Below are 24281 nucleotides of genomic sequence, written 5' to 3' on the forward strand. Positions count from 1 at the left end.
TCCGAGAACCTCGCGAAGTGCCATCGGACGCCGCCGACAGGCCGTGTGTGCTCCGATTATGCTCCGCAGTTCCGGACTGGCACGGCACCGGACGGCATCTTTTGACACGAAACGACGGCGGTGGTCGGGCGGATGGGGACAAAACGGCACCCTGTAACACGCGGCGACACGAAACCAGCGAACTTCTAATCCGATGGTCGCAGGTTCGAATCCTGCCGGGTGCGCCACAAAACCCCAGGTCAGACGGGGTGCGCGAGTCGAACAGACGAGGCGCCGGGTCTGGATCGGGGCCTGACATGCTCCCCGTGTGCTCCGCAGTGCAGGGTCCAGTACAGGTGGGCGCCCACCTCGCGGAGCACTTTGCCATCCCGTGACCCTTCGGGCCCGGGCCGGGGCGGCCCCGTATTCGCCCACCAGCACCCCGGTAGGGCCCTGACACCGCACGGGGGCGAACATAGCCCACCGGCCATGTCCGCCCCAAACACCACACATCAAGGGCCTCCCAAGCGTGAGCGGCTTCAAGGGCCCCGGCCTGAGCACCGCTCCGGACATAACTTGCGGTCGCTCACACCACCGCTTCTGTCACCTCAGGGAACATCGGCCTGTAGGTGTCCTGAAAGCATGGTCGTGTGCATCAACTCGTTCGCACCACCTTCACGCCCGGCTCCGCGGCCAGCGCGAGACACCGCCGTAACACAGAACGGAAGATGCCAGCCCTGCGTTAAACGCCGCGATCGGTCCGCGGGGGAGCATCTGGCTGCGCGTACACCCCGGCCGGACCGATCACCAAGTGTTGGTGGCCCTGCGGAGCGGTCTCGACAGCCTCCTCGATGTGGACGAGAAACAGCCGCAGCGCACCGATCTCAGGAGCAGTGCCGGGGAATAGTTCACTGATGCCCTCCATGGACCGCAGGTGCTCTCCCAGCGTCGGCGGGTCCACATGCAGCATGTACGGCGGGTTCAGGTCACGGCCCTGCCACCGGCGAAGCAGAACACCTCTCCGGTGGGTGGCCTCGTCGGCTGAGCCGTCATCCAGGTTGAGACGGTGCACGAGTTCGGTGAACAGGTATGTGTCGTCCATAAGCCCTCCAGCGCCTACCCGCGCCGGGGGTAGGCAGTGATGATGTTGCGTGACTCGTTGGCAATGGAGACCAAAGGCCGGTAAGTACTGACAACGTTTCCGTCACTGTCTCGGATCTGCACTGGCGCCGTGAAAGCATAGGTGTCGTTCCCGGACTTGTAGGTAGCGGATTCAGGCGCGATCAGAATTTGCTCGATCGCGAAGTCAGCGAACGACCTCCAGTTGTCGCCTATCTGAACGGCGATGTTGTTCCAGTCACCCATATGCCTGTCCTGAATGTGTCGATAACCCCAACCCGACGACCCGCACTTGAGATAAGCGCTTTGCCCGGAGGGGCCACCGTTTTTAGTGAAAGTACGGACAAGCTTGTGGTTGTCGTCCCGCATCCCACAGGCCGCCCATGTCTGAGAACGCTCCTGCGATGGCCGGTACTCGACCCCGTTGATCTCCGCATAGTAGCCCTCGGTCGCGACCAGTGGCAGAACATGTTCGGCATGAGCCTGCGGCATTGGGCCAAGGAGAATGAGTGCCATCAGGGCAGTAAGCACACCGGGAACCTTCTTGAGCATTTCGGACGAACTCCTCATATCCCACATCCGACCAACGAAAGCACACCAATTTCATTCCACAATCCGACAACAAGAAAACCAACTTCGCGAGACGTGCAACCTTGCGCACATGACAGCATTTTTCCTCCATAGGGTTTATTCCCACCCCAGAGAGACATGACCAGACCACCTGAAAGGCGATCTCGCCACCGATTTCAGAAGAAAACGGAGTGGTGGTGGCTGCAGAACACGGAACAGCCCAGGGGACCTTTGATCCGATCGGTTACCGGCCCCGAGCGCGAGGAAACCCCAGGCCAGTGGGGGTGAACCCGTGAACTGGCCTGGGGTTGGTGACGCAGTGTGGCTCCTGGTGTGCTCGCCGGTTCGGCTACCCGGCCCTCACCGGAGCCGGGCCGCGCAGCAGAGCTGCGGTGGCCTCGGCCGCCGCTTTGGCCACGTCCGGGAACACCGACTGGTAGGTGTCCTGGGTGAAGTGCGTGGTCGCGTGCCCGAGTTCGGCCGAGACGATCTTCACGTCCGTTCCTGCGGCCAACGCCAGCGAGGCGGCCCCGTGGCGGAGCCCATGCAACGTGATCGGCGGCAGTCCAGCGGCCCTGATGATGCGTAGGAACCAGTCACTGACCTGCCCCGGATGCCACCCCGAACCGTCCTGACGGGTGAAGGCCAAACCGCTGTCCGCCCAACCCGTACCGGTCTTGAGACGGGCTTCGTTCTGGAACCTCCTCCAGGCCCGCAACACTTTGATGGTGTCGGCGTCCAGAGTGATGGTGCGCTGCCCGGCCGCGCTCTTCGGGGTGGAGGTGATCCTCTCCCACACCAACTGCACCACCTGGACGCGGATATCGATCTGCCCGTCCGTCAGTCGGGTGTTGGCCCAGGGCAAGCCGACCGCTTCTCCTCGCCGCAGGCCCTTGACCGCGATCAGGTGGAACATCGGATACAGCCACGGATACTTCCTCGCGTGCACCAAGAAGACTCGAGTCTGCTCTGGCGTCCACACCATCACCTCCCCCGGCACGGTCTCGTCCTTCTTCCACTGGCGCACCCGGTCCGGAGTCCACACCAGCGGACGCTTCCTCGGGCAGGAGGGCAACCGCACATGCGAGGCGATGTTCACCGACACCGGTAGGTCCGGACGCCTGACGGCTTCGGACAACGCGCTCCGAAGAGTCGCGCGGATGCGGTGCTTGGTGGACAGCGAGATCACCCGCCGCCCCCTGACCGAGGCCCGCACCTGGGGGTCGTCGGACTCGCGACACTCCAGGATGTGAGCGTTGGCCTCCTCAACCGCCGCGAACATGGCCTCGACGTGACGGGCCTGGAGCTTGTCCACCCGCAGCCGACCCAGGTGCGGGACGAGGTAGGTGCGGATGTGCCCGGCATAAGAGGCCCGGGTTCCCGCCGCCAGATCGGGCTTACCCGACAACCACTCCCCCAACCACGCTGCAAGGGTGGGTGGTTCGGCGCGCACATCCACCGCCATCGCCACCCGCCTACGCACCTCCTCCAGGCCGGGGAGTGGGCGACGCTGCTTCAACGCCGCCTGGACCAGGTCAGCGATCTGTACTTCGACCGTGGGGTCCTTCTCCGCCAGGGCAATCAACGCCTTGACGTGCTCCAACCCCGCACGGGCCCGTTCCTGGGAGGCCAGGCCAACCCGTCGGGCTTGGCGGCGCCCACCCTGACCGGTTGGCGGAAGTTCGTACTGGAACGCCCACGCCCCATGAGCCGGAGTCCAGCCCCCGGTCCGGCGCTTGAGCTGCGGACACCTTGCCCCCAACGCCCTGCCAGTGTTCTCGTCGCGGCATCCGCACCGTTTGAACGTGGACCCCTCACGCGCGGCCATACACGGCCTCACCTTCGTCTCGCTTCCCACGCACACCACATCCGCCAACCACCATCGACAGCAAGCCGACCTCGGCCACGATGACCGGAGTACTCACACCCACACGACCCACCTCGCTACCACATCTGAGCTGCGCGGATACGGCGTACGGCCCCGCGTGTTGCGGGGCACCACGCATCCACGCTCGACCTCGTAGAGGTGGTCAAGCGGATTCGACACAACCCCCGTCCGATGGGCACACCCCCCCGCCCGCCCATCCGATACGCCCGATTTGACCCTGTTCCTGCCACCGCTCTGACCAGGGCCGGTCCAGGGGTCAGCGACGCGGGCCCCACCGAGCCCGCCACACGGCCCATCCGCGCCGACCGGCCCGCCCCAGGACGCCCCGGGGCCCCGCCGCGCGGTCGGGCCGACGTCGGGGCGCTGACAGCCCCACACCGCCCGCCCACGTCCCGGGGCCACACCATGGGCTTCGAAGCCGCAGCGAACCGTCCCGTTCCCGAACAGTGCTTCTCCTCGCCACCGCGCCTCGACCCTTCCCCGTCGTTGCCGTGGGCCTCTTCGCCCTGATGAACCCCTATGAAGACGCACCCGATGCAGATGCGACACCCGACCTCAGAACCTCCCGCGGCTCGGCCTCCGCCACCGCGTACCGCTGGCAGACGAGGCCGCGCGAAACACGACGTGAGACAACAAAAAACACGTGGCAGGAATCAACAGGGAACGATGCGATGCAGCGCCCGGAGCTGGGCGATCTTGGGCTCTACACAGGAACAAGGGATCAGCTTTATCTCTCACAATGAAGCCGAAAAACTTTCATCGGGAAAGAGGCGAAGAAAGAAGGGATACCGCACGAGTAGAGCACCCGTGGAGGCGGGCGGGGCGGGGCGCGCTCGCCCGCGAGCGAGGGCGCCCCGCCCACCTACGTGAAGAGAACTACCCACTGGGGTATAAGTCTGGACGCCCGTTGGCCCACCCAAAGGGGCGTTGACCTGCACAGAAGCACGAGTAGGGGTGGGCCAGCTAAGAGTGGCCCACCCGATGGCCCAGTCGGTGGCCCATGCGCTGGCCAGGGGTTCACTTCGGGTTCAGTGGAGGTTCACACCCCACCTTCCCGCTTCCAAGGAAGCCGGAGGAAAAGCGCCCATACAATTCTCACAGGCACAGGAAATCGCGCTTTGTCACACGGCAGGTGAGAGCGCTCCGGCCACCTCGATCGCACCAGAGCGACTCTTCATGGGAAGGGATCGCGAATGCCATCTGAGAGGAGAAGATCCTTTTTCCATGGCTTCTTGGCCAGGGGAAGCCTGCGCGTGGCAGGTGGCAGAACTCGCGTGCCCCTGGTCTGGTGAGAGGAAGAGAGGGCAGACCAGGCCGTCAGGGAGAAGTTCCGGCGGAAGGGGGGAAGGCAGCCACGGGTGATCGAGGTCAAGGTACCTGGAGGCGGGCGGGTCCGCCCCCGCTTGTCGGGGCGGGCCCGCCCGCCTACGTGAAGGGGACTACCCACTGGGTATAAGTCTGGCTTTCCAACGGCCCACCCACAGGGCCTTTGACCTGCACTGATAACGCCCGTGAGGTGGGCCGATCAAAGCGGCCCACCTACAGGCGGAGGCACAGGCGGAGTCACAGGCCCCCGGAAAGGCCCCGTCACCGGCGGAGTCACAGGCCCGCCAACGGCCCTTGCCCTGACACAGGGTTCTTCTGGCCTCCGCCACGTGAGGCCGGGGCGGCGCCAACCCGTGATCACGGTCAGCACCACCCCAGCGTGGGCTCTTACCCCTCAGGTCGCGATTGCCTGCCAGCGCCGCACCAGGTGGGCCAGCTCAGCGAACTCACCCTTGCCACCGCCCCCAGGGCCAGAAGGCGATGATGTCGCCGGGCCTCGACCACCCGCCGTTTCCCTGCCTCGGTTCGCCTGCACGTCTCCCCTGCTGTGGGCACGGACGACGCGGTCCTCGTGCCGAGCGAGGTAAGGGCGCACCCCGCGCACCCCGTCGTCGTCCTCACACCACCCACGTGGTCCCGTGTACGGAGTCCGCTGTGGCGGCACCCGCACCGGAGCCTCCCGCGGCTGTTCCTCTCCAGGCCGGGGCCGAGGAACATCCGTACGCCCCTTGGCCACAGCCCGTACCGAGGCTGGTTCGCGGTCTCCCCGCACACCCTGCGAGGACAGCGGTGAGCAGACCTCGGCCGCCGGTCGTGTACTCGTGCCGGTGGGGCCGCAGAACAGTGCGGCGAGCACCACCCCGAGAACCCAGCGCACCTGTTCGCCCCAACCCTGGCGGCGCCTGCGGTGCCGCCCGCTATGCTTCTCCACGGTTTCCTCCTGGTGTACTCAGGTGGGAATCACGCCCCGGGTCGGTGTTCGCAGCACCAGCTCGGGGCACCCTTCGTCATGTTTGTCAGCGGCCTCGTGAACGAGGCCAGTTCTTCCTGTGCGGCCGCGGGTGAGTGTCAATGGCCCCGAGGTCATACGCCCCCCAAACTGCGCTTCTCACCCACACCGCCACACAATGAGGCGCAAAACAGCCCTAACCCCATGAAAAGGGTTTCCTTGCCCGTCGGGGTGGTCGATGTTCCCTTGGGTGGGCGAGCACCTGCAACCCCAGCCACGAAATACAGCCCGCCCCTGTCCGCTGGGCGTCCGTCACTGCTGGCTACGCGTGCGTCCGGACCGGTCGAAAACGTCGTTGACCCCCAAGTCCTGGAGCGGGCGATGTCGGCGGGAGAGGACCTCTCCTTGGGCTTTGCGTTGCAGGGCTCGGCGTTTACGCAACCGGACCAGGTACATCACGTTCTGGTGCCGGGCCCCGGGGCGGTCGTAACCCCACAGATGGGAGGGGGTTTCGCCCTCGTGCCACAAGGCCAGGAACGCGCGGCGGGCCTTCCCCAGCGCGCGGGTGAAGGCAGGCGGGTCCATGTTCAGCGAACGTTCGGCGCGGCGTCGGTCCTCGTGTTCGGCCAGGGCGGTGAGGACCTGGCGGTGGGCTGGTTTCAGTGCGGTCCAGATCTGGGCCAGGGCCAGGCGGTCGACGATGCGGTCCTCGTGGGAGTGGGCGGGGGCCGAGGCGCTGGTCCAGTAGCGCACGAACGCCCGGGAGAGCAGGGTCTTGTCCTTGCCGCCCAGGCCGCGGGCTTTGAGGTCCTGGTAGTGCTGGGCCTTCATCGCCTTCCAGCCCAGGGCGATCAGCTCGGTCTCCTGCGGGCGTTGGGGGGCGAGTTGGAGATGTTCGGTGATGGCCTCCCATGCGGTCTCCGCGCGGTGTGCGGGGTCCATGGCGTCCACCCATCGGCATTCCCGGGCCGCCCACACCGCCAACCGCACCACCTGCACAGCGGTGTATCCGTGCCCCACCGGGTCATCGGCCCGGGGAGGGGGCAGCAACGGACCGAACTCACTCGACCCACGCGGGGCAGTGCCGCCGGATGCAGCCGCGGAGGAACGGTGCTCCTTGAAGGGTGCCGAGGGCCTGTCTGGTGCGGTGCGCTCACCAGAAGGGGCTGTTTCCTCCCGATAAGGAGTGGGAGTTCTTCCCATAGCGGTGGAGTTCGGTCGCCGGTGCTTTCGGCATGGTCCGGTCGAAGGGGGCATCAGGGTTCTCCCTCACGTGGTGCGTGACGGAAACCAGTGTCGTAACCGGAAACTCACAGGTGAAGGCTGTTGTGTCTTTCCTGGAGTCAGCCCTAGGAGGCTGGAAAATTCTGGAAAAGACCGGTGTGGTCCGGGCTCTTGTGGTCTCATGGGTGCCATGCCCCCTGATAAGAAAGCGCTGGCCCGCTACGGCCGTGAGTTGCGTGCTCTGCGCGATGAAGCAGGACTGACCCAGACCGCTCTGGCCCGGCGGGTCTCCGTCAGCAAGAGCACGATCTCCGACATCGAACGCGGCAGGACCGCACCCACGCCCCAACTGCGCACCGACCTGGACGCGGTCCTGGGATCAGGGCGGCTGGAACGTGTGTGGGCTGAGTTGACCGGATCAGGCCGTGAGGCGTGGAAGTACGAGGTGGCGGCCCTGGTGGACGGGGCGAGCGCGGTGTACGAGTACCAGGTGTTGGTATGGCCCGCTCATCTGCAGACCGAGGCCTATGCCCACACTCTGATCCGTTACGGAGCCCAGTGGTTGTCCGAGGAGGAGCGAACGGCACGCGCGAGCGAGCGGTTCAAGCGGGCCACACGCATGGCCCAGAGTCTGCGCCCCAAGTTGTGGGTGGTGCTGGATGAGACGATCCTGCTGCGCCGCTACGGATCGCCGCAGATCATGCGGGGTCAGTTGGCGTTCGTCGCGGACCTGGCCGAACGGGAGCGGATCACGATGCAGCTCGTGCCCTTGGGGGCTTCCAAACATCCCGGTAACTCGGGGGCCTTTAAGCTGATCACGACGGACAACGCACCGGATGTGCTGTTCGCGGAGTCCGCTCGTGAAGGTCAACTTGTCACCGACACGGTGGAAGTGGCGCAGTTCCGAGGACAGTTCGCAGCTCTGCAGGCCGCGGCGACCAGCCCGGAGGTGGCGCTGTCCAGATTGCAGGACGAGATCAGAAGGTTGGACGATGAACAGGCCCAGGTGGCACAAGAGCAGCTTCAGTGACGGCGGCTCGAACTGCGTGGAGGTGCGAGAGCATGCGAGCGGGGCCGATGTTCGTGACACGCAGCACCGGGACGACGCCGAACTGACCTTCCCCGTTTCGGAGTGGCGTGGCTTCTTGGCCCAGTTCAAGCACCAAACCCTCTGACATCCATCGATTTTCCGCCTCTGAAGACGACATCTTCAGAGGCGTTTCGTGTCTCCTGCCTCCGGTTCCCTCGGCCGTCAGCACGTTGGCACCCCGATCGTGGGTGCTGTCCGCCGAGACGAGTGACGGGAGGCGATCCCGGCACTCCTCTCAGCTTCCACCACGCCTGGCACAAAACAGACTCGCTAATCTCCTGTGTTCTTGCCCAGGAGCAACTGTGGTTGTCGGAGTGTTCCGTCCACCCACCGACGCATCCACTCGGCGAAGGTGAACTCCTGGGGGAACAGCATGACGTCCAAGCCGTCCCCGGGCGCCGGATTGGGGTCGATGGCCCACATCCCGCCGGACGGGTTCTGGCAGTCGACCAGCGACTCGGTGCCACAACCCCAGTCGCATAGCGTCAGGAATGAGTTCACCATCGGTCGCCACCTCCGGGGCCACTCCTCCCGCCGCCGGAAGGCGTCCATGACAGAGGTACCGTTCTCCGAATTCCACAGCGGCAACAAACCGTAGCCCGGACCGAAGCCCCCGTCGCCGAGTTCGAGGTAGCAGCGCCGCAGCAACGACGGCAAGGGGCGACCGAGAAGCTCCTCGCACTCACTGACCGCCTCCTCTGCCACAGGCCTCAACGGCGGCAGTTGGTCGAGCCGCCCCGCGGCGAGCGCGGTGTCGTACTCCGGTGTGCCCCTGAAATAGACCGTTCGCCACGACCCCTGTTCGGCACAGCGCCGGACCGCACCGTCGCTGTCGTCCTCCGGCGAGCCGAGCCGGTGGTCCAGGTACTCACCGGAGAGCACGCGTGCGCGTACGGCCTCGAACACCGCGTCGTCATCATGTGTCACGCGCCCAGTGTGCCCGCCACCCGTGACGAACCTGTTCCCCTGGTTTCCTCGAACCACCATTGGCGGCCGAACCCCGGCACCGAACCGGCGACCCGGCGCCACCCCCTCTCAGTACTTGTCGCTCCCCGCAACAGCGGTCAAGACATCGCGCCGCCCGCCCGAAACGCTCCACCATCCCGGCGCAGGCATCCGACGTGACCACAGCGACACGTTCCTCTCTCGCAAGGGCGGCCGCCTGCCAGCCTGCGCCAGGAGAGGAGAACACCCCCAGGAGTGGCAGGAAGCGGCCCCCGCGCGTACCGGCGCCCGAGTTGAAATACGCATCTAGCGTGGCTCCGCAGGAGACAGGTGGATGTCCACCCACCGGGCCTCGTCCGACCGGCGAGGGTCTAGGTCGACCTGCATCAGCCAGCGGCCAGGACGCAGAGATACCTCGTCGAAACGATCGGCGTCGCCAAGTGAAAGAACTCCCGAGCGTAGGACGATTACGGACGCGTGGTCGGACAAGGACATGGGAGCAGCATGGACGTACACGTTCATTTCGACGGTGGCGTCCTGGGAGTCCACCATGCGGCTGTTGACCACCTGAACGGTGACCTGGTCATCCGCAGCGAAGAAGGGGCCGTCACCGGCGAGGTGGTCGTAGTCTCCCTCGTAGCCTTCGAAGTCCTCGCACAAGATGCAGCCCCAGTAGTAGTCGCGTACACAGTGGAGCACGGGTTCGGTCACCATGTTCACCAACTGTGCGATACCGCGGAGACACTTCGCCGCGCACAGCCGTGACCGGAGCGAGGATGCAGGGGCCCGGGCGCAAGAGCTACGTCGGGACGGCACCCGACATGGTCCCCACGAACGAGCGGCCGACGAGGACATCGCGAGGTGCCATCGGACGCCGCCAGGGGCCGGTGTGTGCTCCGTTTGTGCTCCGCAGTTCCGGACTGGCACGACACCGGGCGGCACCTCTTGACACGAAACGATGGTGGTGATCGGATGTATAGGGATGAAACGGCACCCTGTGGCACGTAGAGACACGAAAGCGCCGGACTTCTCATCCGATGGTCGCAGGTTCGAATCCTGCCGGGTGCGCCACAAAACCCCAGGTCAGATGGGGCGCATGAGGACCTCGAAGGAGGTCCTCGTCGCGTTTTCGGCCTTCAAATGCTCCTGGTGTGCTCCCCAGTACGAAGTCAGTACAGGTGGGCACCCACCTCGCGGAGCACTTTGCCCTCCCGTGACCCTGGGCGGGCCCCGCTGGGCGGCCCCGCGTCCGCCCGCCAGCACCCCACAGCCGCCCACATCGCGACACGGAAAATACCGTTGCGCGGAAGATACACCGAGCCCAGGATGGTCCGGTGCAGACCCGAGAGATCAGATTCGACCTCGACCACGGAACCCTAGCTGGACTGGACTTCGGTGGCGCGGGTACCCCAGTCCTTCTCGTTCACGGCAGCGGGCACAACGCTGCTGCATGGACCGACGTCGCGGCCCACCTGACCGACCACTGCCGCGTTGTCGCCGTCGACCTGCGCGGACACGGTCAGACCAGAGTCGACTCCCACAACGCGGAACAGTACTGGCAGGATCTTGCTGGTGTGGTCCACGCCCTCGGCTGGGAGAACCCCGTCCTGGTCGGGCACTCCCTGGGTGGTTACGCCGTCACCGCTGTGACCGCCAGCGGCCTGGTCCGGCCCACCGCGGTGTGCGTCGTCGACGGACTTGTCCTGAACAACCGTGAGAAGGCCATGGCGGACCAAGAGCGGTGGACCACGCCTGAAGCGAGAGAGCAGGTCCGTTCCCAGTTCCGCTACGGATGGTCCGCCACACCCGAACAGGCTCGCACGTACGTCGAGCGGTGTGTAAGGGAAGCACCGGACGATGGGCTCAACAGGGACTGCCGCCCTGGCCTGGTGCGCAGTGTGCTGGAGCGCTCCTTCACCCAGGAGCAGCGCACATGGCTACGGCGTCCCACACCCGAACAGATCGCGGTGATCAGCGCACCCGCACCAGAGGCCACCGTCTATCCGAGCGTGGACGTCTACGAACACCTCACTTGTCCTCTCACGATCGTGCTTCCCGACCAGGGGTTCTACGCGGCACGTCGAGACGAGGTGCAAGCCATCGCCGCCGCGCGCCCTGAGCGGGTACTCGTGGAGATACACACTCACCACAACGTGCCCATGGCCCGACCGGAGGAACTGGCCCGCATCATCCTGGATCTCCTGCACACCCGGCCCACCACATGACCCGGAGAACACCCGTGACACACCAACCACAACAGCGTTCCGTACGCGAGTACCCGCTGGGCGTGCAGGGGGCCGGCCCCTACGGCATCACCGTCGACACCGACGGCTCCCTGTGGGCTACCCTCCTCCACCACGGACAGATCGCCCACATGGCACCGGATGGATCCGCGACCCTGTACCCACTGGACTCCGGCACGTGCGCGCCCTCGCTCATCACCACGGGTTCGGACCACGCAATCTGGTTCACCCGGTCCCAGGACAACAGGATCGGCCGCATCACCGCTGAGGGGAAGACCGACTCCTTCGCACTACCGACCCCGGACGCCCGGCCCTTCGGGGTGACGTCCGGATCCGACGAAGCCCTGTGGTTCACCGAGATGAACACCGACCGTATCGGCCGCATCACCACGGACGGGCACATCACCGAATTCCCCCTGCCAACGCGGGGAGCATTCCCGTCATTCATCACCTCCGGACCCGACGAGGCCCTGTACTTCACCCTCAACCAGGCCAACGCCATCGGTCGTATCACCACCAGTGGGAAGGTCACCCTCCATCCCCTCCCAACCAACGCCGCAGGCCCGGTTGGTATCACCAGGGGATCCGACGGCGCGCTGTGGTTCGTGGAGATCGCCGCAGGCCAGGTCGGTCGCCTTACCACGGACGGACGCATCCAGGAATTCCCTCTCCCCCAGCGCGACTCTCGCCCCCATGCGATCATCGCCGACTCCGAAGGCGGTTGCTGGTTCACTGAATGGGGAGCGAACAGAATCGGACACATCACGGAGGAGGGCGACATCGACTTGTTCGACCTGCCCACGCCCTCCAGCGAGCCCCACGGGATAGCAACCACCGCCGACGGAACGGTTTGGACCGCGTTGGAGATAGGAAGCATCGCCTTCCTGGCCCCGTAAGGTCCGGCAAAACAGGCTTTGACCAACGACTCGCGAACTCCGCCGACCCAGAATTCCCACGACGCGATGGGACCTTTGATCCGATCGGTTACCGGCCCCGGGCATGAGGAAACCCCAGGCCAGCCGGGGTGAACCCGTGGGCTGGCCTGGGGTTGGTGGCGCCGTGTGGCTCCTGGTGTGCTCGCCGGTTCGGCTACCCGGCCCTCACCGGAGCCGGGCCTCGCAGGAGCGCGGCGGTGGCCTCGGCCGCCGCCTTCGCTGCATCCGGGAACACCGACCCCCCGCGACCGCCCAACCATCACGCGGAGGGCCCGGTGCGGCGGTTGGACGGTTCGGTGCCGGGTAGTGGTTGCCCCATGCTGCTCATGAGGCCACCTGGTGTTTACCGAGCTCAGGAGGACACCTCCTTGCTCCGTGCCGTGCTGCGCGAGCGCGGCCAGGTCGCAGGCCGCTCAGTCCTCGACGTCGGCTCGGGTACCGGGGCGCTGGGTATCGAGGCCTTCCGCGCCGGCGCGGCCAGCCTCACCTCGATCGACCTGTCGCGGCGCTCGGTACTGGCGAGCTGGCTCAACAGCCGACTGCGCGGGATCCCGGCGACGGTCCGGCGGGGTGACCTGTTCGCTCCCGTGGCCCCGCACCGCTTCGACCTCGTGCTCGCCAACCCGCCCTACATGCCCGCCGCCGGTCAGCTGCCGTCCCGCCACCGGATGGCGAGGTGCTGGGACGCGGGACCGGACGGGCGGATCCTGCTGGACCGCATCTGCGCGGGGGCGTCCTCGGTACTCAACGAGGACGGCGCGCTCCTGCTCGTGCAGTCCGAGCTCGCCGACGAGCGGGCCACGCTGGACCAGCTCAAGAAGGCCGGGTTGGTGCCCGAGGTCCTCGCGAGGGCCCGCATCCCGTTCGGGCCGGTGCTGCGGGCGCGTGCTCCGGCACTGCGCGCCCGCGGGCTGCTCGGCCCCGACCAGGTGGAGGAGGAGCTCGTGGTCATCGAGGCGCGCCATGGCTGAGGACCGCCGCCGGGTCGTCGTCACCGGCGAGGGCCCCATCCTCGTCTACGGACCGGTCGACGTGGAGACGCCCGACGGGACGCGCGTGCACAGCGATCGGGCGGTCACCGCGCTGTGCGCGTGCGGCCGCAGCAGGCGCCGCCCGTTCTGCGACACCAGCCACCGTCGACGTGTACGCGGTGGCGAGGGGAAGGAGCACGACTCATGACCATGACGATGCCGGAGGCGCCGACGCTTCCCGCCCCTCGCGGCCCGGTCTCCGAGGCGGTTCTGGGCGCACTGCGCGGGGACCGGCCCGGGTTTCCCGCCGTGGACGGGTCCCCGCCCTACGGCGAGGACCTTCAGCTCGCCCTCTACTGCTGCTACGAACTCCACTACCGCGGGTTCCGGGGGGTCGACGCCGAGCGCGAGTGGGACCCGGCGTTGCTGACGGTCCGCGCCGAGCTGGAGAGGGTCTTCCTCGGCGCGCTCAGGGACGAGGTGACCGTCGACACGGACGTCGAGAGCGAACTCGGCGCGCTCCTCGTCGAACACGTCGACGCGTTCGGCACCTCCCACCACCTGCGCCGTCACGGAGAACTGTGGCAGCTGCGCGAGTACGTCGCCCACCGCTCGCTCTACCACCTGAAGGAGGCCGACCCGCAGACCTTCGTCATCCCGCGCCTGAACGGCCCCGCGAAGGCCGCCCTCGTGACCGTGCAGCACGACGAGTACGGTGCGGGAGACCCCGAACGGGCGCACTCCAAGCTCTTCGCCGACATGATGACCGAGCTGGGCCTGCGCGCGGACTACGGCGCCTATCTCGACTCCGCCCCCGCCGAGATGCTGGCCGAGGTCAACTTCATGTCGCTGTGCGGTCTGCACCGCGGTCTGCGCGGGGCACTGGTCGGACAGTTCGCCACCGTCGAACTCACCTCCTCCCCGGGCTCGGACCGTCTGGTCAAGGCCATGCGGAGGCTGGGCTGCGGTCCGGCCGCTGTTCGGTTCTACGCCGAGCACGTCGAGGCCGACGCGGTGCACGAGCAGCTCCTGCGGCGCGAGGTGGTCGCGCCGCTGCTGAGCGCCGAACCCGAACTGGCCTCCGACATCGTGTTCGGTATCCGCGGCAGCACTCTTCTGGCCACCCGGTTGGAGGAGTACCTCCTACAGCACTGGAGTCGCGGCGAGTCGAGCTTCCGCGACGGGGCGGACGTGAGGAGACCATGAGACCACCTGGACCGGCGGTGCGAGCCCGCGTCCTTCCGCTCGCCGACAGGGGCGACGCGGTGCCGGAGGACACGGTGGTGCGCGACTGCCTTCAGCAGACACCGCCCCGGCTGCCGCCCTGGCTCGGCTACGACGCGGTCGGGTCCGAGCTGTTCGAGCAGATCACCGAACTGCCCACGTACTACCTGACCCGCGTGGAGCGCGACCTGTTGGAGCGCCACTCCGAGGAGATAGCCGAGCTGCTCGACTGCGGGCGGATCGCGGAACTGGGCAGCGGAAGCGCGAAGAAGACACGGCTGCTGCTGGAGAGCTGCGTGCGCCTGCGCGGGACCACCTACCTTCCGATCGACGTGGACCGGAGCATGCTGGAGTCCAGCGGCGCCGCGTTGTGCGCGGAGCTGGACCAGCTGGAGGTCACGGGCCTGTGGGGACGTTACGAAGCCGGTCTGGACTGGCTGCGCACCCACCCCGGCGAGCCGCTCGCGGTCGTCTTCCTCGGCAGCAGCTTCGCCAACGCCACCCGTGAGGAACGCGACGCGTTGCTGGGTGAGATCGCCCGGACCCTGGGCCCGGGCGAGGGCTTCCTGGTCTCCGCCGACCTGGACAAGGGCCGCGAGGCCCTGGAGACCTGCTACAACGATCCCGCCGGACACTCGGCCTTCGCCGACTTCCGGCTCAACTACCTCACCCAGCTGAACCGTCGCTACGGCGCCGACTTCGTGCTCGACGACTTCGTCCCGGAGGCGTGTTACGACGCGGACACCTCCACCGTGGAGGGACGTCTTCGCGCCAGGGCCGACCGGACGGTGCCCGTGCCGGGGCTGGGGCTCACCGTGCGCGTACCGCGCGGGCGGTTCCTCAACGTCGGCTACTCGGTGAAGTTCGACGTTCAACGGCTGGCCGACGAGGTGGGAGCGCACGGTTTCGGCCTGCGGGCCCGGTGGCTGGACCCCGAGGCGCGGTACGGGCTCTTCCTCTTCCGCCGCGACGGGGCCTGAACGGACTCCGCCAACGGACTCCGTGAACGAACACCGCCAACGAACGCCCCGTCAGCCGACACAGAGGTCGACGCCCCGCGGGCGGTCGCGCGCTCGTCTCGGCCGCCGCCCCGGCCGCGTCCGGAGGACACCGGCTGGCGCGGCCGCGGCGAAGGGCCGCCACCGGTGCGGGTGGCGGCCCTCCTGGTGGAGAAGTGCGGCTACCTCCGGCCGATGACCTCGAACTCGAGGACGTCGGTGAACTCGCGGCCGTAGGAGTCGGTCGCGGTCACCTCGGCGGTGTGCTCACCGGTGTGCAGGTTCCTGGGCAGGTCGAACCGCCACAGGTGCATCGTCCGGTTGGCGAGGCTGCCGCCGTGGACCAGCTGCTGCGAGACCGCGTACGGGTCGGAGTACTCGACGCCGACGTTGACGGCCTCACCCTCCATCTGCTGGGTGCGCGTGGCCTCCTCGGCCGGTCCGCCGTCGATGCTGACCTCGACCGTCGAACCGGTGGAGCCGAAGAAGAAGTTCGTCGTCAGCCAGCTGCCGTAGGCCAGGTCCGCGCGGTCGACCACCAGGGGCTCCTCCAACTCGGGGGCCTCACCGACGGGGTTGCCGTTCCACTCCTGGCGCTCCTCGACCCACTCGCGGTAGGTCGGGCTGTTGATGCCCAGCTGCGTCTGCACGTCGTCGGACTCGCCGGTGACGGTGTAGCGCTCCTGGAACTCGTTGCCCTCGACGTCCAGCGTCACCACGCCGGGGCGTCCGCCGTCGCGGCCGATCGCGGTCGGGTAGCCCTCGTCACCGATGGCGCCGGAGTACCAGTCACCCGAGATCGCGCCCGCGGTGATGTGCGGGAACGGCAGGCCCTCGACACCGAGGACGTCCCGCCAGCCCTCGGCGCTGTCACCGGTCTTGAGGTTCTCGATGCTGTGGCTGTGGCCGGACACCGCCACGGCGCTGCGGCCCTCCAGCAGCTCGTGCACCCGCTTGACCTGGTCGACCTGGTGCACCGGGGAGGTCGAGTCGGCGTAGTTGAGCAGGCTGATGTGGCTGGCGACGACCACCAGCTTGTCGGGGTCGACGTTGGCCAGGTCGCGCTCGAGCCAGGCGAGCTGGTCCTCGTCGAGGCGGCCGTTGTAGGACGGGTCGCCCTCCGGGTCGGCGCAGTGCGCCTCGATGCCTTCGGGGCTGTCGGCGGCCGCGGTGCACGGGTAGTCGACGGTGTTCAGCGCGATGAAGTGCACGTCGCCGATGTCGTAGGAGTAGTACTCCGGTCCCAGCTGCGCGCGGTAGGTGTCGAAGGAGTGCTCGGCGTTCGGGGCGTCGAAGTCGAGGTCGTGGTTGCCCGGCAGGAAGCGGACCGGACCGTTGGTCTCGCCGACCAGGTCCTTGACGTCGGGGTAGAGCGACAGGTCGTCGCCGACGACGTCACCGACGAACAGCGTGCCGCAGCTGGCGTAGTCGTGGCGCTCGGCCAGGTCCGCGATGGCGCCGGCGCGCGCGTACTCGATCTCCTGCCTGTCGTAGGTCTGGAGGTCTCCGGCGATGATGCAGCTCTGGGCGGCGTTGGCGGTCTGCTCGCTCTCCACCAGCGGGAAGTTGACCGCGGACGGCAGGGGGCCGGTCGGCTCGATGCCGCCGTAGCGCAGTTCCGGGGACCCCTCGGGCAGGTGGTTGTAGTGGAACTGCGGGATGTTGTGCTCGTCCATCGGCGCCTGGTAACCCGAGGGCTGCGTGATGGACACCGTCATGTTGTCGAACGCGGGCAGTTCGTAACGGCCCTCGCCGTCGGTCAGCACCACGTCGCGGCCGTTGGTGACCATGACGCCGGACAGACCGGTCTCGTCGCCGTCGCTGACGCTGTCGCGGTTCGCGTCGACGAACACCTGACCGGTCAACACCGCGTCGTCGGCGGCGCCGGTCGGGGTGCGGACGACCTCGACCTCGCCGCGGTAGGCGGTGTCATCGAAGCTCTCCGACGGCGACGCCGCGGCCGGGGCGGGCAGCGCGGTCACGGAACCGGCGATGACGGCGGCCATCGAGGCCGCCATCGCGGCGCGAAAGTAACGGCGTGCCCGCAGAGCACTCGGCGTTTGCGCACGTCGTGGATGTGTCGTTGGCATGCAGTTGCCTCCGGTATGCGGGGGAGGGGGAGCAGAACCGGCCAGGGGGACCGGCGGGAAGCAACCTTTCTAGATATGGCTGAACAAAGGCCCAGTCGCCGACCAACAGTCGACCACCGGCCGGTGACCACTGACGCGGCACACTGATTATTCTCAGCCAGTTCCATCCCCATACGTTGCGAATGGCCGGGGCCGTTCGGACGTTCTCTCCGATCCGGCCCGGACTGACTCGGGTTCCGATTTCTCGGACTGTCGCGGGATTCGTCCGCCCTCCCGGCGCACTTGTCGCCGAGAAAGCCCCACGGCCGGGCCCAGGACGTCGCTGACAAATGTCCGCGCACGCCAGCTAATGTCTACGCACGTCGGCCCGGGAAGCAAGGCGCAACTCCGCCCACGCCGAAAAACCTCGTCGACGCGCCGCCGGACAGCGCCCCGAGGCCGCCTCGGGCGCCGCACGACCCTCGGCGACGCCACCGACACCGTGCGGCGTACTCCCAGATCGATCGGCACGTGTCCCGGCGTGGAATCCGGCCCCGTCGACGGCTCCCCGGCCCTTGCCCGCGCCCCCGGCGAGTCCGTCCCCCCGCGACGACACCACGAGCGGTGCCACCCTCGCGCGCCGCGACCCTTTCCTGTACCCTCGTCGTGGTCGCTTTTCGGATAAGCGGGAAGGCACAGGAGAAGATCAAGGCACTGGCTCTCAGCACTCTGGCTTCGTCTTTCCGGGGCCATTACATCTGGCGGAGCCTGCCCACAAACTCGCGCTCCAACTCGGCCCCGCGGCACTCCTCCAGTTCCTTCTCGCCATCGCCGCGGGCTTGTTCACCTGCAAAGTAGCCATGGGCGCCGCTGATCTACTCGTGAGAATCCTCAGGCACAAGGCCGCACAACGGTGGCCCGGCCTGGTGCCGGAAAAGCCCCGCCGCGGTTCGGTCGGAACCGAGCGGCCCGTTCCGGGGCCGGCGAACACCCGCAACGAGGTCCACGGCGACGCACGGGGCGTCGTCGTCCAGGCCGGGCACACGGTCCAGCTCCACATCCACCACCACGGGTCCGCGACCCCGCGGGAGCGCCCGGGGACGACGACCGCCGAGCCGTCGGGGAACGGTCGCACCTGAGGGATCCGCCCAGACACGGGAACCCGCGCCGGAATCGGGCCGCTTCACCCCTCTTCACCCCATCTATACACATTGTGTATAGTCGCCGCCATGTCTATCGGCAACACGCTGCTCGGTCTGCTCGAATCGGGCCCCCGCCACGGGTACGACCTCAAACGCCTCTTCGACGAACGGTTCGGGCACGACCGGCCGCTGCACTACGGACAGGTCTACTCGACGATGTCGCGCCTGCTGAGGAACGGCCTGGTCGAGGTGGACGGCGTGGAGGTGGGCAGCGGCCCCGAGCGCAAGCGCTACGCCATCACCGACGCCGGTGTCACCGACGTCGGCCGCTGGCTCGCCACGCCGGAGAGGCCGGAGCCCTACCTCCAGAGCACCCTGTACGCCAAGGTCGTGCTGGCGCTGCTGACCGGCCGTGACGCCGCCGGGCTGCTGGACGTCCAGCGGGCCGAGCACCTGCGCCTCATGCGTGAGCTCACCCGTCGCAAGACGGGCGGCGACCTGGCGGACCAGCTCGTCTGCGACCACGCCCTGTTCCACCTGGAGGCCGACATCCGGTGGCTGGAGCTGACCGCCAGCCGCCTCGACCGACTCGCCGGGGAGGTCGGCGCGTGAGCGGCACCACAGCGGCGGAGGGCACGGGTGCCCTGCTCACCGCCACCAGACTCCGCAAGTACTTCGGGTCGACCGCCGCACTGAACGGAGCGGACTTCAGCATCGACTCCGGCGAGGTCGTCGCCGTCATGGGCCCGTCCGGATCCGGCAAGTCCACACTGCTGCACTGCCTGGCGGGCATCCTCGACCTCGACGGCGGCACCGTGCACTACGGCGGTCGCGAGCTGTCGGCCCTGTCCGACGCCGAGCGCAGCAGGCTCAGGCGCAGCGACTTCGGCTTCGTCTTCCAGTTCGGCCAACTCGTCCCCGAGCTGACCTGCGTGGAGAACGTCGCGCTGTCCCTGCGCCTGACCGGCGTCGCCCGCAGGAGGGCGGAGGCCTCCGCGGTGGAGTGGATGGCCCGCCTGGAGGTGGACGACGTCCGCGACAAGCGCCCCGGCCAGGTGTCCGGCGGACAGAGGCAGCGGGTGGCCATCGCGCGGGCGCTGGTGGCGAAACCGCGGCTGCTCTTCGCCGACGAGCCCACCGGTGCGCTGGACTCGCTCAACGGAGAGCGCGCCATGGAACTGCTCACGGGTGCGGCCCGCGACAGCGGGGCCGCGGTCGTCCTGGTCACCCACGACGTCCGGGTCGCGGCCTACTCCGACCGCGAGGTCGTCGTCCGCGACGGCCAGGCCCTCGGCGCCACCGCCGGGATCACGGGGGCGACATGATCGGCCGGTGGTACCGCGACCTGGCCATGGGTGCCAGGCTCACCCTGAACGGAGGACGGGCGGGTTGGACGGGGACGCTGCTCACCGCGCTGGGCGTGGGCCTGGGGGTGATGGTGCTCCTGCTGGCCGCCGCGGCACCCTCGGTGCGCACGGCGGGCCAGGACCGGATGGACGCGCGGGCGCCGGTGTTCCTGGAGCAGGGGGCGCCGACCGGCGACGCCGCGGTCCTCGCGGCCCCGGAGATCGTCGACTACCGGGGCGACATGTTCACGGGCATGCTGCTCGAAGCGCCCGGGGACCCGGGGACGGACGTGCTCCCTCCGGGGATCGACCGGCTGCCGGAGGCGGGCGAGCTCTACGTCTCCCCTGCCCTGCGCGACCTCCTGGGCTCACCGGAGAACGCCCTGCTCGCCGAGCGGTTCGAGGGCGTCTCCGTCACCGGCCTGATCGGCTCCGAAGGCCTGCGGGGGCCGCACGAGCTCTACTTCTACCTGGGCACGGACACCCTCTCCCAGGACCCGGCACGGTACGCCGTCTCCGGCTTCGGCGCGGACCAGCGGGGCGGCGGTATGGCCGCGATCCTCGTACTGCTCATCGTCGTCATCATCGTGGTGCTGCTGCTGCCGATCGCCGCGTTCATCCTCACCGCGTTGCGCTTCGGTGCCGAGCGGCGCGACCAGCGCCTGGCCGCGCTGCGGCTGGTGGGCGCGGACAGGGCGATGACGCGCAGGATCGCCGCGGGCGAGTCCCTCGTCGGCGCGGTCCTGGGCCTGGTCCTGGGCGCCGGGTTCTTCCTGGTGGTCCGGACGTTCGCCGACGACGTGCGGCTCCCGGGCTCGGGGGTGCTGCCCGCGGACCTCACACCGGTGCCGCTGATCGCCGCCCTCGTCGTGGTGCTCGTCCCGGCCAGCGCCGTCCTGGTGACGCTCCTGGCGCTGCGCAGGGTCGAGGTCAGTCCGCTGGGCGTCTTCCGGGAGGGCTCCGACCGGGGACGGCGGCTGTGGTGGCGCGTGCTGGTCCTGGCCGTCGGCTGCGCCGTCCTGGTCGTGCTCGGGCGGGGTGAGGGCTCCGAGGGCACGGAGTGGGCCATCGCCGTCGGTGTTTCGGTGGCCCTGACGGGGTTCACCCTGCTGCTGCCGTGGGCCGTCGAGGCCGTGGTGGGCCGCCTGCGCGGCGGTCCGCTGTCGTGGCAGATGGCCACGCGGCGCCTCCAGCTGAACAGCGGGCTCGCGGCCCGCACCGTCAGCGGCGTCACCCTCGCCGTGGCCGGGGCGATCGCGCTCCAGATGCTGTTCTCCGCGGTCAACGCCCAGGTCCCCTCCGGCGGCGACCAGGAGCCGGACCAGGTGGGGATGATCGCCTCGGCCACGGTGGAGAGCCGCGCCGAGGGCGCGGAGTTCGCCCGCGGCGTCGACGGCGCCAGGGGTGTGGAGTCCTCCTCCCCCTTCCTCCTGGCCCACCTTCCCCCGGCGGACGCCCCGTCTGGCGCCGACGACCCGTGGCGGACGGTGGTCGTCGCCGACTGCGCGGCCCTGGGCGGGCTGATCACGTTCTCCTCCTGTGCCGAGGGTGACGCCTTCGTCGCGGGTGAGGAGGCGTCCTCCGTGCGGCCGGGGGACCGGTTGGACCTCAACAACGCCCTTCCGGGCGGCTCCGCCGCCGAGCCCCGCCCCTGGACGGTCCCGCCGGTGCGCGAGGCCCAGGCCGCGGACCCCCTGGTCGAGCAGGAGTACCAGGGCCTGTTCCTCACCCCGTCGGCCCTTCCGGTCGAGGAGCTGGAGCACCTCCGGTCCACGGTGTTCATCACCCTCGACGGGAGCGACCCGGACGCCGTCGAGCACGTGCGCAACCACATCGGCGTCGACAGCCCCGGGACCGACCTGCGCACCCTGCACGGGGAGAGCGGTGGCAACATGTTGACGTCCATCGGCGACGCGCTCCAGGCCGGTGCCCTCCTCACCATGCTGGTGATCGGGGCGAGCATGGTCATCTCCACGGTCGAGCAGCTGCGGGAGCGCAGGCGGCAGCTCTCGGTGCTGATCGCCTTCGGGACCAGCCGCTCCACGCTCGCCGCGTCGGTGCTGTGGCAGACCGCGATCCCGGTGGTGCTCGGTCTGGCGATCGCCGTCGGAGGCGGGACCGGGCTCGGCCTCCTCCTGCTGCGGCTGGCCGACCTCCCGGTCACCGACTGGCTGGGCTTCCTCCCGCTCGTGGGCGCCGGGCTCGGCGTGATCGCGCTGGTGACGCTGGCGAGCCTGCCCTACCTGTGGCGGATGACGAGCCCTGAGGGCCTGCGCACCGAGTGAGGCCGGGGCGCGTGGTGGGGTCGTGGGCGCCGGGCCCGCGGCCCCGCCGTCCGTTCGCGGGGGTGGTCTCGCCGGAGGAGCGGCGGCCGCTCCACACACACGGGTCACGGGTCACGTCGGGGCTCCGCCTCGGGAGGAGCACGGCGGCCACAGAAAATCCAATCCGTCCATATCACCTTTGTCTGACATGGAAGCGTATGCGAGTTATGAAACCCCTTGGGCACTAATCCACGGAAATCCCCACCAAGTCCCGACCGCCCCCGAAATCCGGGGAGACCCACCCCGAAAGCAACGGCTTACGGCGTTCCGGGCTTTCCCCCTGCGGCATTCGAACCGACCCGAACTCCGGACAGAAGGACACACTTCACCTGCGAGAACAGAGAAAATCCCCCCACAGGTAGCAAATTTTCCTCCGCCTTGTCCGTTTACTCCTCCTCCCTCCCCTCTTCGACTCTCACCAAACCGAACCAGATCACACCATTGCGTTGACAAAAACGTCGATGACCGAAGATGATCACTCCACAGGGGACCGCAGCGCATCTCCGGCCGACCGGACCGGACTTCCGGAAGCGCCGTCCGTTTCCGACCGCGGTCCTTTTCGTGCCAACCGGGAATGGGGGACACGCCGTGGCGCACACCGGTGACGGTGCCGACACCGACCGCGTGAGCGAGCCGTTGCTGCTCGCGGCCGGGGTGGCCGACCTGGCCTACAGCGGGATCGGCGCGGCCCTTCGGGGAGCGCGGTCGCTGCTGGGCCGGTCGGACCTGGCCGAACTGGCCCGGGACGGCCGACAGGAACTGAGGCAGCGCGGCGAACTGGCGCTGCGACGGTACGCTCCGACGGCCGAGTCCCACATGGAACTGCTCGCCCGGCGAGCCGCCTCCGCGTCGTCCTCCCGCCCCGGTCAGAGCGATGGCTGAGACCGGGGAGCAGCTCCTGCTCCGGGCCCGGGTGGACACGGAGCTCCGGGAGTTCGCGCGCCGGGAGACGGACCGGCTCGTCGCCATCGACGCCGACCTGCTGCCGGTGGCCGAACAGCTGGACGTGGCGGTGACCGGGGGCAAGCGCCTGCGCGCGTCGTTCTGCTACTGGGGGTGGCGCGCGGCCGGGCAGCCGGACAGCGACGCGCTGGTCAGGGCCGCCGCCGCGATGGAACTGGTGCACGCCGCGGCCGTCGTCCACGACGACCTCATCGACGAGAGCCCGACGCGGCACGGCGTGCCGAGCGCCCACGTCGCCCTGCGCACGGCGTTCGCCGGCAGGGCCAGACCCCACGCCGGGAGCCGCGCCCTGGCCCTGCTGACCGGGGACCTGCTCATGTCGTGGGCCGCGGAGCTGTTCCTGTGCTGCGGCCTGCCCTCGGCCTACCTGTCCCGCGCCCGTGAGCTGTGGCTGGTCATGGCCCGGGAACTGATCGCCGGTGAGTGCCTGGAGGTCCTGCGCACCGGTTCCCCGCCCGACACCGGCCGCTCGCTCCAGGTGATCCGGTACAAGACGGCCAAGTACACGGTCGAGCACCCCCTGCGCATCGGCGGTGCGCTGGCCGGCGCACCGGGTTCGATGATGGAGGCCTTCACCGCCTACGGACTTCCCCTGGGCGAGGCCTTCCAGCTGCGGGACGACCTGCTGGGGCTGTTCGGCGACCCGGAGCGCACGGGCAAGTCGAACCTGGACGACGTCCGGGGCAACCGGCCCACCGTCCTGCTCGCCGAGACCTGGGCGGCCGCCGCCCCGGCCGAACGCCGGGAGCTGCGCGGTCTGCTCGGCCGCCGCGGCCTGGACGGCGAGGGCCTGTCCAGGGTGCGGTCGATCATGCGGCGCACCGGGGCCCCCGAGCGCGTCGAGGAGATGATCGACCAGCGCGTCCGGGCCGCGACCTCCGCCCTCGCCCGCGCCGACCTACCAGGCGAAGCCGCCGCCGCCCTGTCCCAGATGGTGGCCTCGGCCTCGGACCGCCGCTCCTGATCCCAGGAAGGG

20 protein-coding genes and 1 tRNA gene are annotated in these 24281 nt (G+C 68.6%); 14 read left to right on the forward strand and 7 right to left on the reverse strand.

Going from position 1 to position 24281, the window contains the following annotated elements:
* Window positions 1-721: 721 nt before the first annotated feature.
* From FYW99_RS24230 to FYW99_RS24245, 4 genes are all read right to left on the reverse strand, one after another.
* A complete protein-coding gene (locus FYW99_RS24230) occupies window positions 722-1081 on the reverse strand; it encodes a hypothetical protein (RefSeq protein ID WP_150254337.1) in 360 nt (119 codons plus the stop codon).
* Window positions 1082-1095: 14 nt separating this feature from the next.
* A complete protein-coding gene (locus tag FYW99_RS24235) occupies window positions 1096-1650 on the reverse strand; it encodes a hypothetical protein (RefSeq protein WP_150254338.1) in 555 nt (184 codons plus the stop codon).
* 367 nt (window positions 1651-2017) lie between these two features.
* Window positions 2018-3496, reverse strand: a complete 1479-nt coding sequence (locus tag FYW99_RS24240; RefSeq protein ID WP_150254339.1) for a tyrosine-type recombinase/integrase — start codon at window positions 3494-3496, stop codon at window positions 2018-2020.
* Window positions 3497-6143: 2647 nt separating this feature from the next.
* Complete coding sequence (locus tag FYW99_RS24245; protein WP_223839475.1) at window positions 6144-6773, reverse strand: hypothetical protein; 630 nt, start codon at window positions 6771-6773, stop codon at window positions 6144-6146.
* A gap of 472 nt (window positions 6774-7245) precedes the next feature.
* On the opposite strand from FYW99_RS24245, the gene FYW99_RS24250 reads away from it, so the two are divergent.
* Both FYW99_RS24250 and FYW99_RS24255 read left to right on the forward strand, forming a co-directional pair.
* The gene (locus FYW99_RS24250; protein ID WP_150254341.1) at window positions 7246-8085 is read left to right on the forward strand and encodes a helix-turn-helix domain-containing protein; all 840 of its coding nucleotides are present in this window, start codon (window positions 7246-7248) and stop codon (window positions 8083-8085) included.
* Window positions 8048-8230: a DUF397 domain-containing protein gene (locus tag FYW99_RS24255; RefSeq protein ID WP_150254342.1), complete on the forward strand. Its 183-nt coding sequence runs from the start codon at window positions 8048-8050 to the stop codon at window positions 8228-8230. Before FYW99_RS24250 ends, FYW99_RS24255 begins: the two co-directional genes overlap by 38 nt.
* 185 nt (window positions 8231-8415) lie before the next feature.
* On the opposite strand, the gene FYW99_RS24260 is transcribed toward FYW99_RS24255, so the two are convergent.
* Both FYW99_RS24260 and FYW99_RS24265 read right to left on the reverse strand, forming a co-directional pair.
* Window positions 8416-9072 (reverse strand): SMI1/KNR4 family protein, encoded by a 657-nt coding sequence (locus FYW99_RS24260; RefSeq protein WP_150254343.1) that lies wholly within the window; start codon window positions 9070-9072, stop codon window positions 8416-8418.
* Window positions 9073-9396: 324 nt separating this feature from the next.
* Window positions 9397-9810 carry a hypothetical protein gene (locus FYW99_RS24265; protein WP_150254344.1) on the reverse strand — a complete coding sequence of 138 codons (414 nt, stop codon included), beginning with the start codon at window positions 9808-9810 and terminating at the stop codon, window positions 9397-9399.
* Window positions 9811-10080: 270 nt separating this feature from the next.
* On the opposite strand from FYW99_RS24265, the gene FYW99_RS24270 reads away from it, so the two are divergent.
* From FYW99_RS24270 to FYW99_RS24300, 7 genes are all read left to right on the forward strand, one after another.
* Window positions 10081-10161 (forward strand) — tRNA-Arg (locus FYW99_RS24270).
* Window positions 10162-10424: 263 nt separating this feature from the next.
* Entirely contained in the window at window positions 10425-11315 is an 891-nt protein-coding gene (locus FYW99_RS24275) for an alpha/beta fold hydrolase (protein WP_150254345.1), read from the forward strand.
* Between the two features lie 14 nt (window positions 11316-11329).
* Window positions 11330-12229, forward strand: a complete 900-nt coding sequence (locus FYW99_RS24280; RefSeq protein WP_223839477.1) for a Vgb family protein — start codon at window positions 11330-11332, stop codon at window positions 12227-12229.
* Window positions 12230-12594: 365 nt separating this feature from the next.
* Window positions 12595-13239 (forward strand): HemK2/MTQ2 family protein methyltransferase, encoded by a 645-nt coding sequence (locus FYW99_RS24285; protein WP_150254408.1) that lies wholly within the window; start codon window positions 12595-12597, stop codon window positions 13237-13239.
* Window positions 13232-13447 (forward strand): CDGSH iron-sulfur domain-containing protein, encoded by a 216-nt coding sequence (locus FYW99_RS24290; protein ID WP_150254347.1) that lies wholly within the window; start codon window positions 13232-13234, stop codon window positions 13445-13447. Before FYW99_RS24285 ends, FYW99_RS24290 begins: the two co-directional genes overlap by 8 nt.
* On the forward strand, window positions 13444-14445 hold the full coding sequence (locus tag FYW99_RS24295) for an iron-containing redox enzyme family protein (protein ID WP_150254348.1): 1002 nt from the start codon (window positions 13444-13446) through the stop codon (window positions 14443-14445). The genes FYW99_RS24290 and FYW99_RS24295 overlap by 4 nt, the downstream gene beginning before the upstream one ends.
* On the forward strand, window positions 14442-15443 hold the full coding sequence (locus tag FYW99_RS24300; RefSeq protein WP_150254349.1) for an L-histidine N(alpha)-methyltransferase: 1002 nt from the start codon (window positions 14442-14444) through the stop codon (window positions 15441-15443). The genes FYW99_RS24295 and FYW99_RS24300 overlap by 4 nt, the downstream gene beginning before the upstream one ends.
* Before the next feature lie 200 nt (window positions 15444-15643).
* On the opposite strand, the gene FYW99_RS24305 is transcribed toward FYW99_RS24300, so the two are convergent.
* Entirely contained in the window at window positions 15644-17467 is a 1824-nt protein-coding gene (locus tag FYW99_RS24305; RefSeq protein ID WP_150254409.1) for a calcineurin-like phosphoesterase C-terminal domain-containing protein, read from the reverse strand.
* A 1292-nt stretch (window positions 17468-18759) separates the two neighbouring features.
* Between FYW99_RS24305 and FYW99_RS24315 the strand changes: the two genes are divergently transcribed.
* From FYW99_RS24315 to FYW99_RS24335, 5 genes are all read left to right on the forward strand, one after another.
* Entirely contained in the window at window positions 18760-19284 is a 525-nt protein-coding gene (locus tag FYW99_RS24315; protein ID WP_150254350.1) for a PadR family transcriptional regulator, read from the forward strand.
* Window positions 19281-19997 carry an ABC transporter ATP-binding protein gene (locus FYW99_RS24320; protein WP_150254351.1) on the forward strand — a complete coding sequence of 239 codons (717 nt, stop codon included), beginning with the start codon at window positions 19281-19283 and terminating at the stop codon, window positions 19995-19997. Before FYW99_RS24315 ends, FYW99_RS24320 begins: the two co-directional genes overlap by 4 nt.
* Window positions 19994-22303: an FtsX-like permease family protein gene (locus FYW99_RS24325; RefSeq protein WP_150254352.1), complete on the forward strand. Its 2310-nt coding sequence runs from the start codon at window positions 19994-19996 to the stop codon at window positions 22301-22303. Before FYW99_RS24320 ends, FYW99_RS24325 begins: the two co-directional genes overlap by 4 nt.
* 627 nt (window positions 22304-22930) lie before the next feature.
* Entirely contained in the window at window positions 22931-23224 is a 294-nt protein-coding gene (locus tag FYW99_RS24330) for a hypothetical protein (protein WP_150254353.1), read from the forward strand.
* Window positions 23217-24269: a polyprenyl synthetase family protein gene (locus FYW99_RS24335; RefSeq protein ID WP_150254354.1), complete on the forward strand. Its 1053-nt coding sequence runs from the start codon at window positions 23217-23219 to the stop codon at window positions 24267-24269. Before FYW99_RS24330 ends, FYW99_RS24335 begins: the two co-directional genes overlap by 8 nt.
* Window positions 24270-24281 lie beyond the last annotated feature (12 nt).

This window comes from Nocardiopsis deserti (genome assembly GCF_008638355.1).
Taxonomy (GTDB): Bacteria; Actinomycetota; Actinomycetes; order Streptosporangiales; family Streptosporangiaceae; genus Nocardiopsis; species Nocardiopsis alborubida.

Excerpts from the sequence above, each read along its gene's own strand:
- FYW99_RS24315 (WP_150254350.1), top strand. The coding sequence starts at position 18,760 with ATGTCTATCGGCAACACGCTGCTCGGTCTGCTCGAATCGGGCCCCCGC.
- FYW99_RS24250 (WP_150254341.1), top strand. The coding sequence starts at position 7,246 with ATGCCCCCTGATAAGAAAGCGCTGGCCCGCTACGGCCGTGAGTTGCGT.
- FYW99_RS24235 (WP_150254338.1), bottom strand. The coding sequence starts at position 1,650 with ATGCTCAAGAAGGTTCCCGGTGTGCTTACTGCCCTGATGGCACTCATT.
- FYW99_RS24300 (WP_150254349.1), top strand. The coding sequence starts at position 14,442 with ATGAGACCACCTGGACCGGCGGTGCGAGCCCGCGTCCTTCCGCTCGCC.
- FYW99_RS24305 (WP_150254409.1), bottom strand. The coding sequence starts at position 17,467 with ATGGCCGCCGTCATCGCCGGTTCCGTGACCGCGCTGCCCGCCCCGGCC.
- FYW99_RS24245 (WP_223839475.1), bottom strand. The coding sequence starts at position 6,773 with ATGGACCCCGCACACCGCGCGGAGACCGCATGGGAGGCCATCACCGAA.
- FYW99_RS24335 (WP_150254354.1), top strand. The coding sequence starts at position 23,217 with ATGGCTGAGACCGGGGAGCAGCTCCTGCTCCGGGCCCGGGTGGACACG.
- FYW99_RS24295 (WP_150254348.1), top strand. The coding sequence starts at position 13,444 with ATGACCATGACGATGCCGGAGGCGCCGACGCTTCCCGCCCCTCGCGGC.
- FYW99_RS24325 (WP_150254352.1), top strand. The coding sequence starts at position 19,994 with ATGATCGGCCGGTGGTACCGCGACCTGGCCATGGGTGCCAGGCTCACC.
- FYW99_RS24255 (WP_150254342.1), top strand. The coding sequence starts at position 8,048 with ATGAACAGGCCCAGGTGGCACAAGAGCAGCTTCAGTGACGGCGGCTCG.
- FYW99_RS24285 (WP_150254408.1), top strand. The coding sequence starts at position 12,595 with ATGAGGCCACCTGGTGTTTACCGAGCTCAGGAGGACACCTCCTTGCTC.
- FYW99_RS24240 (WP_150254339.1), bottom strand. The coding sequence starts at position 3,496 with ATGGCCGCGCGTGAGGGGTCCACGTTCAAACGGTGCGGATGCCGCGAC.
- FYW99_RS24230 (WP_150254337.1), bottom strand. The coding sequence starts at position 1,081 with ATGGACGACACATACCTGTTCACCGAACTCGTGCACCGTCTCAACCTG.
- FYW99_RS24290 (WP_150254347.1), top strand. The coding sequence starts at position 13,232 with ATGGCTGAGGACCGCCGCCGGGTCGTCGTCACCGGCGAGGGCCCCATC.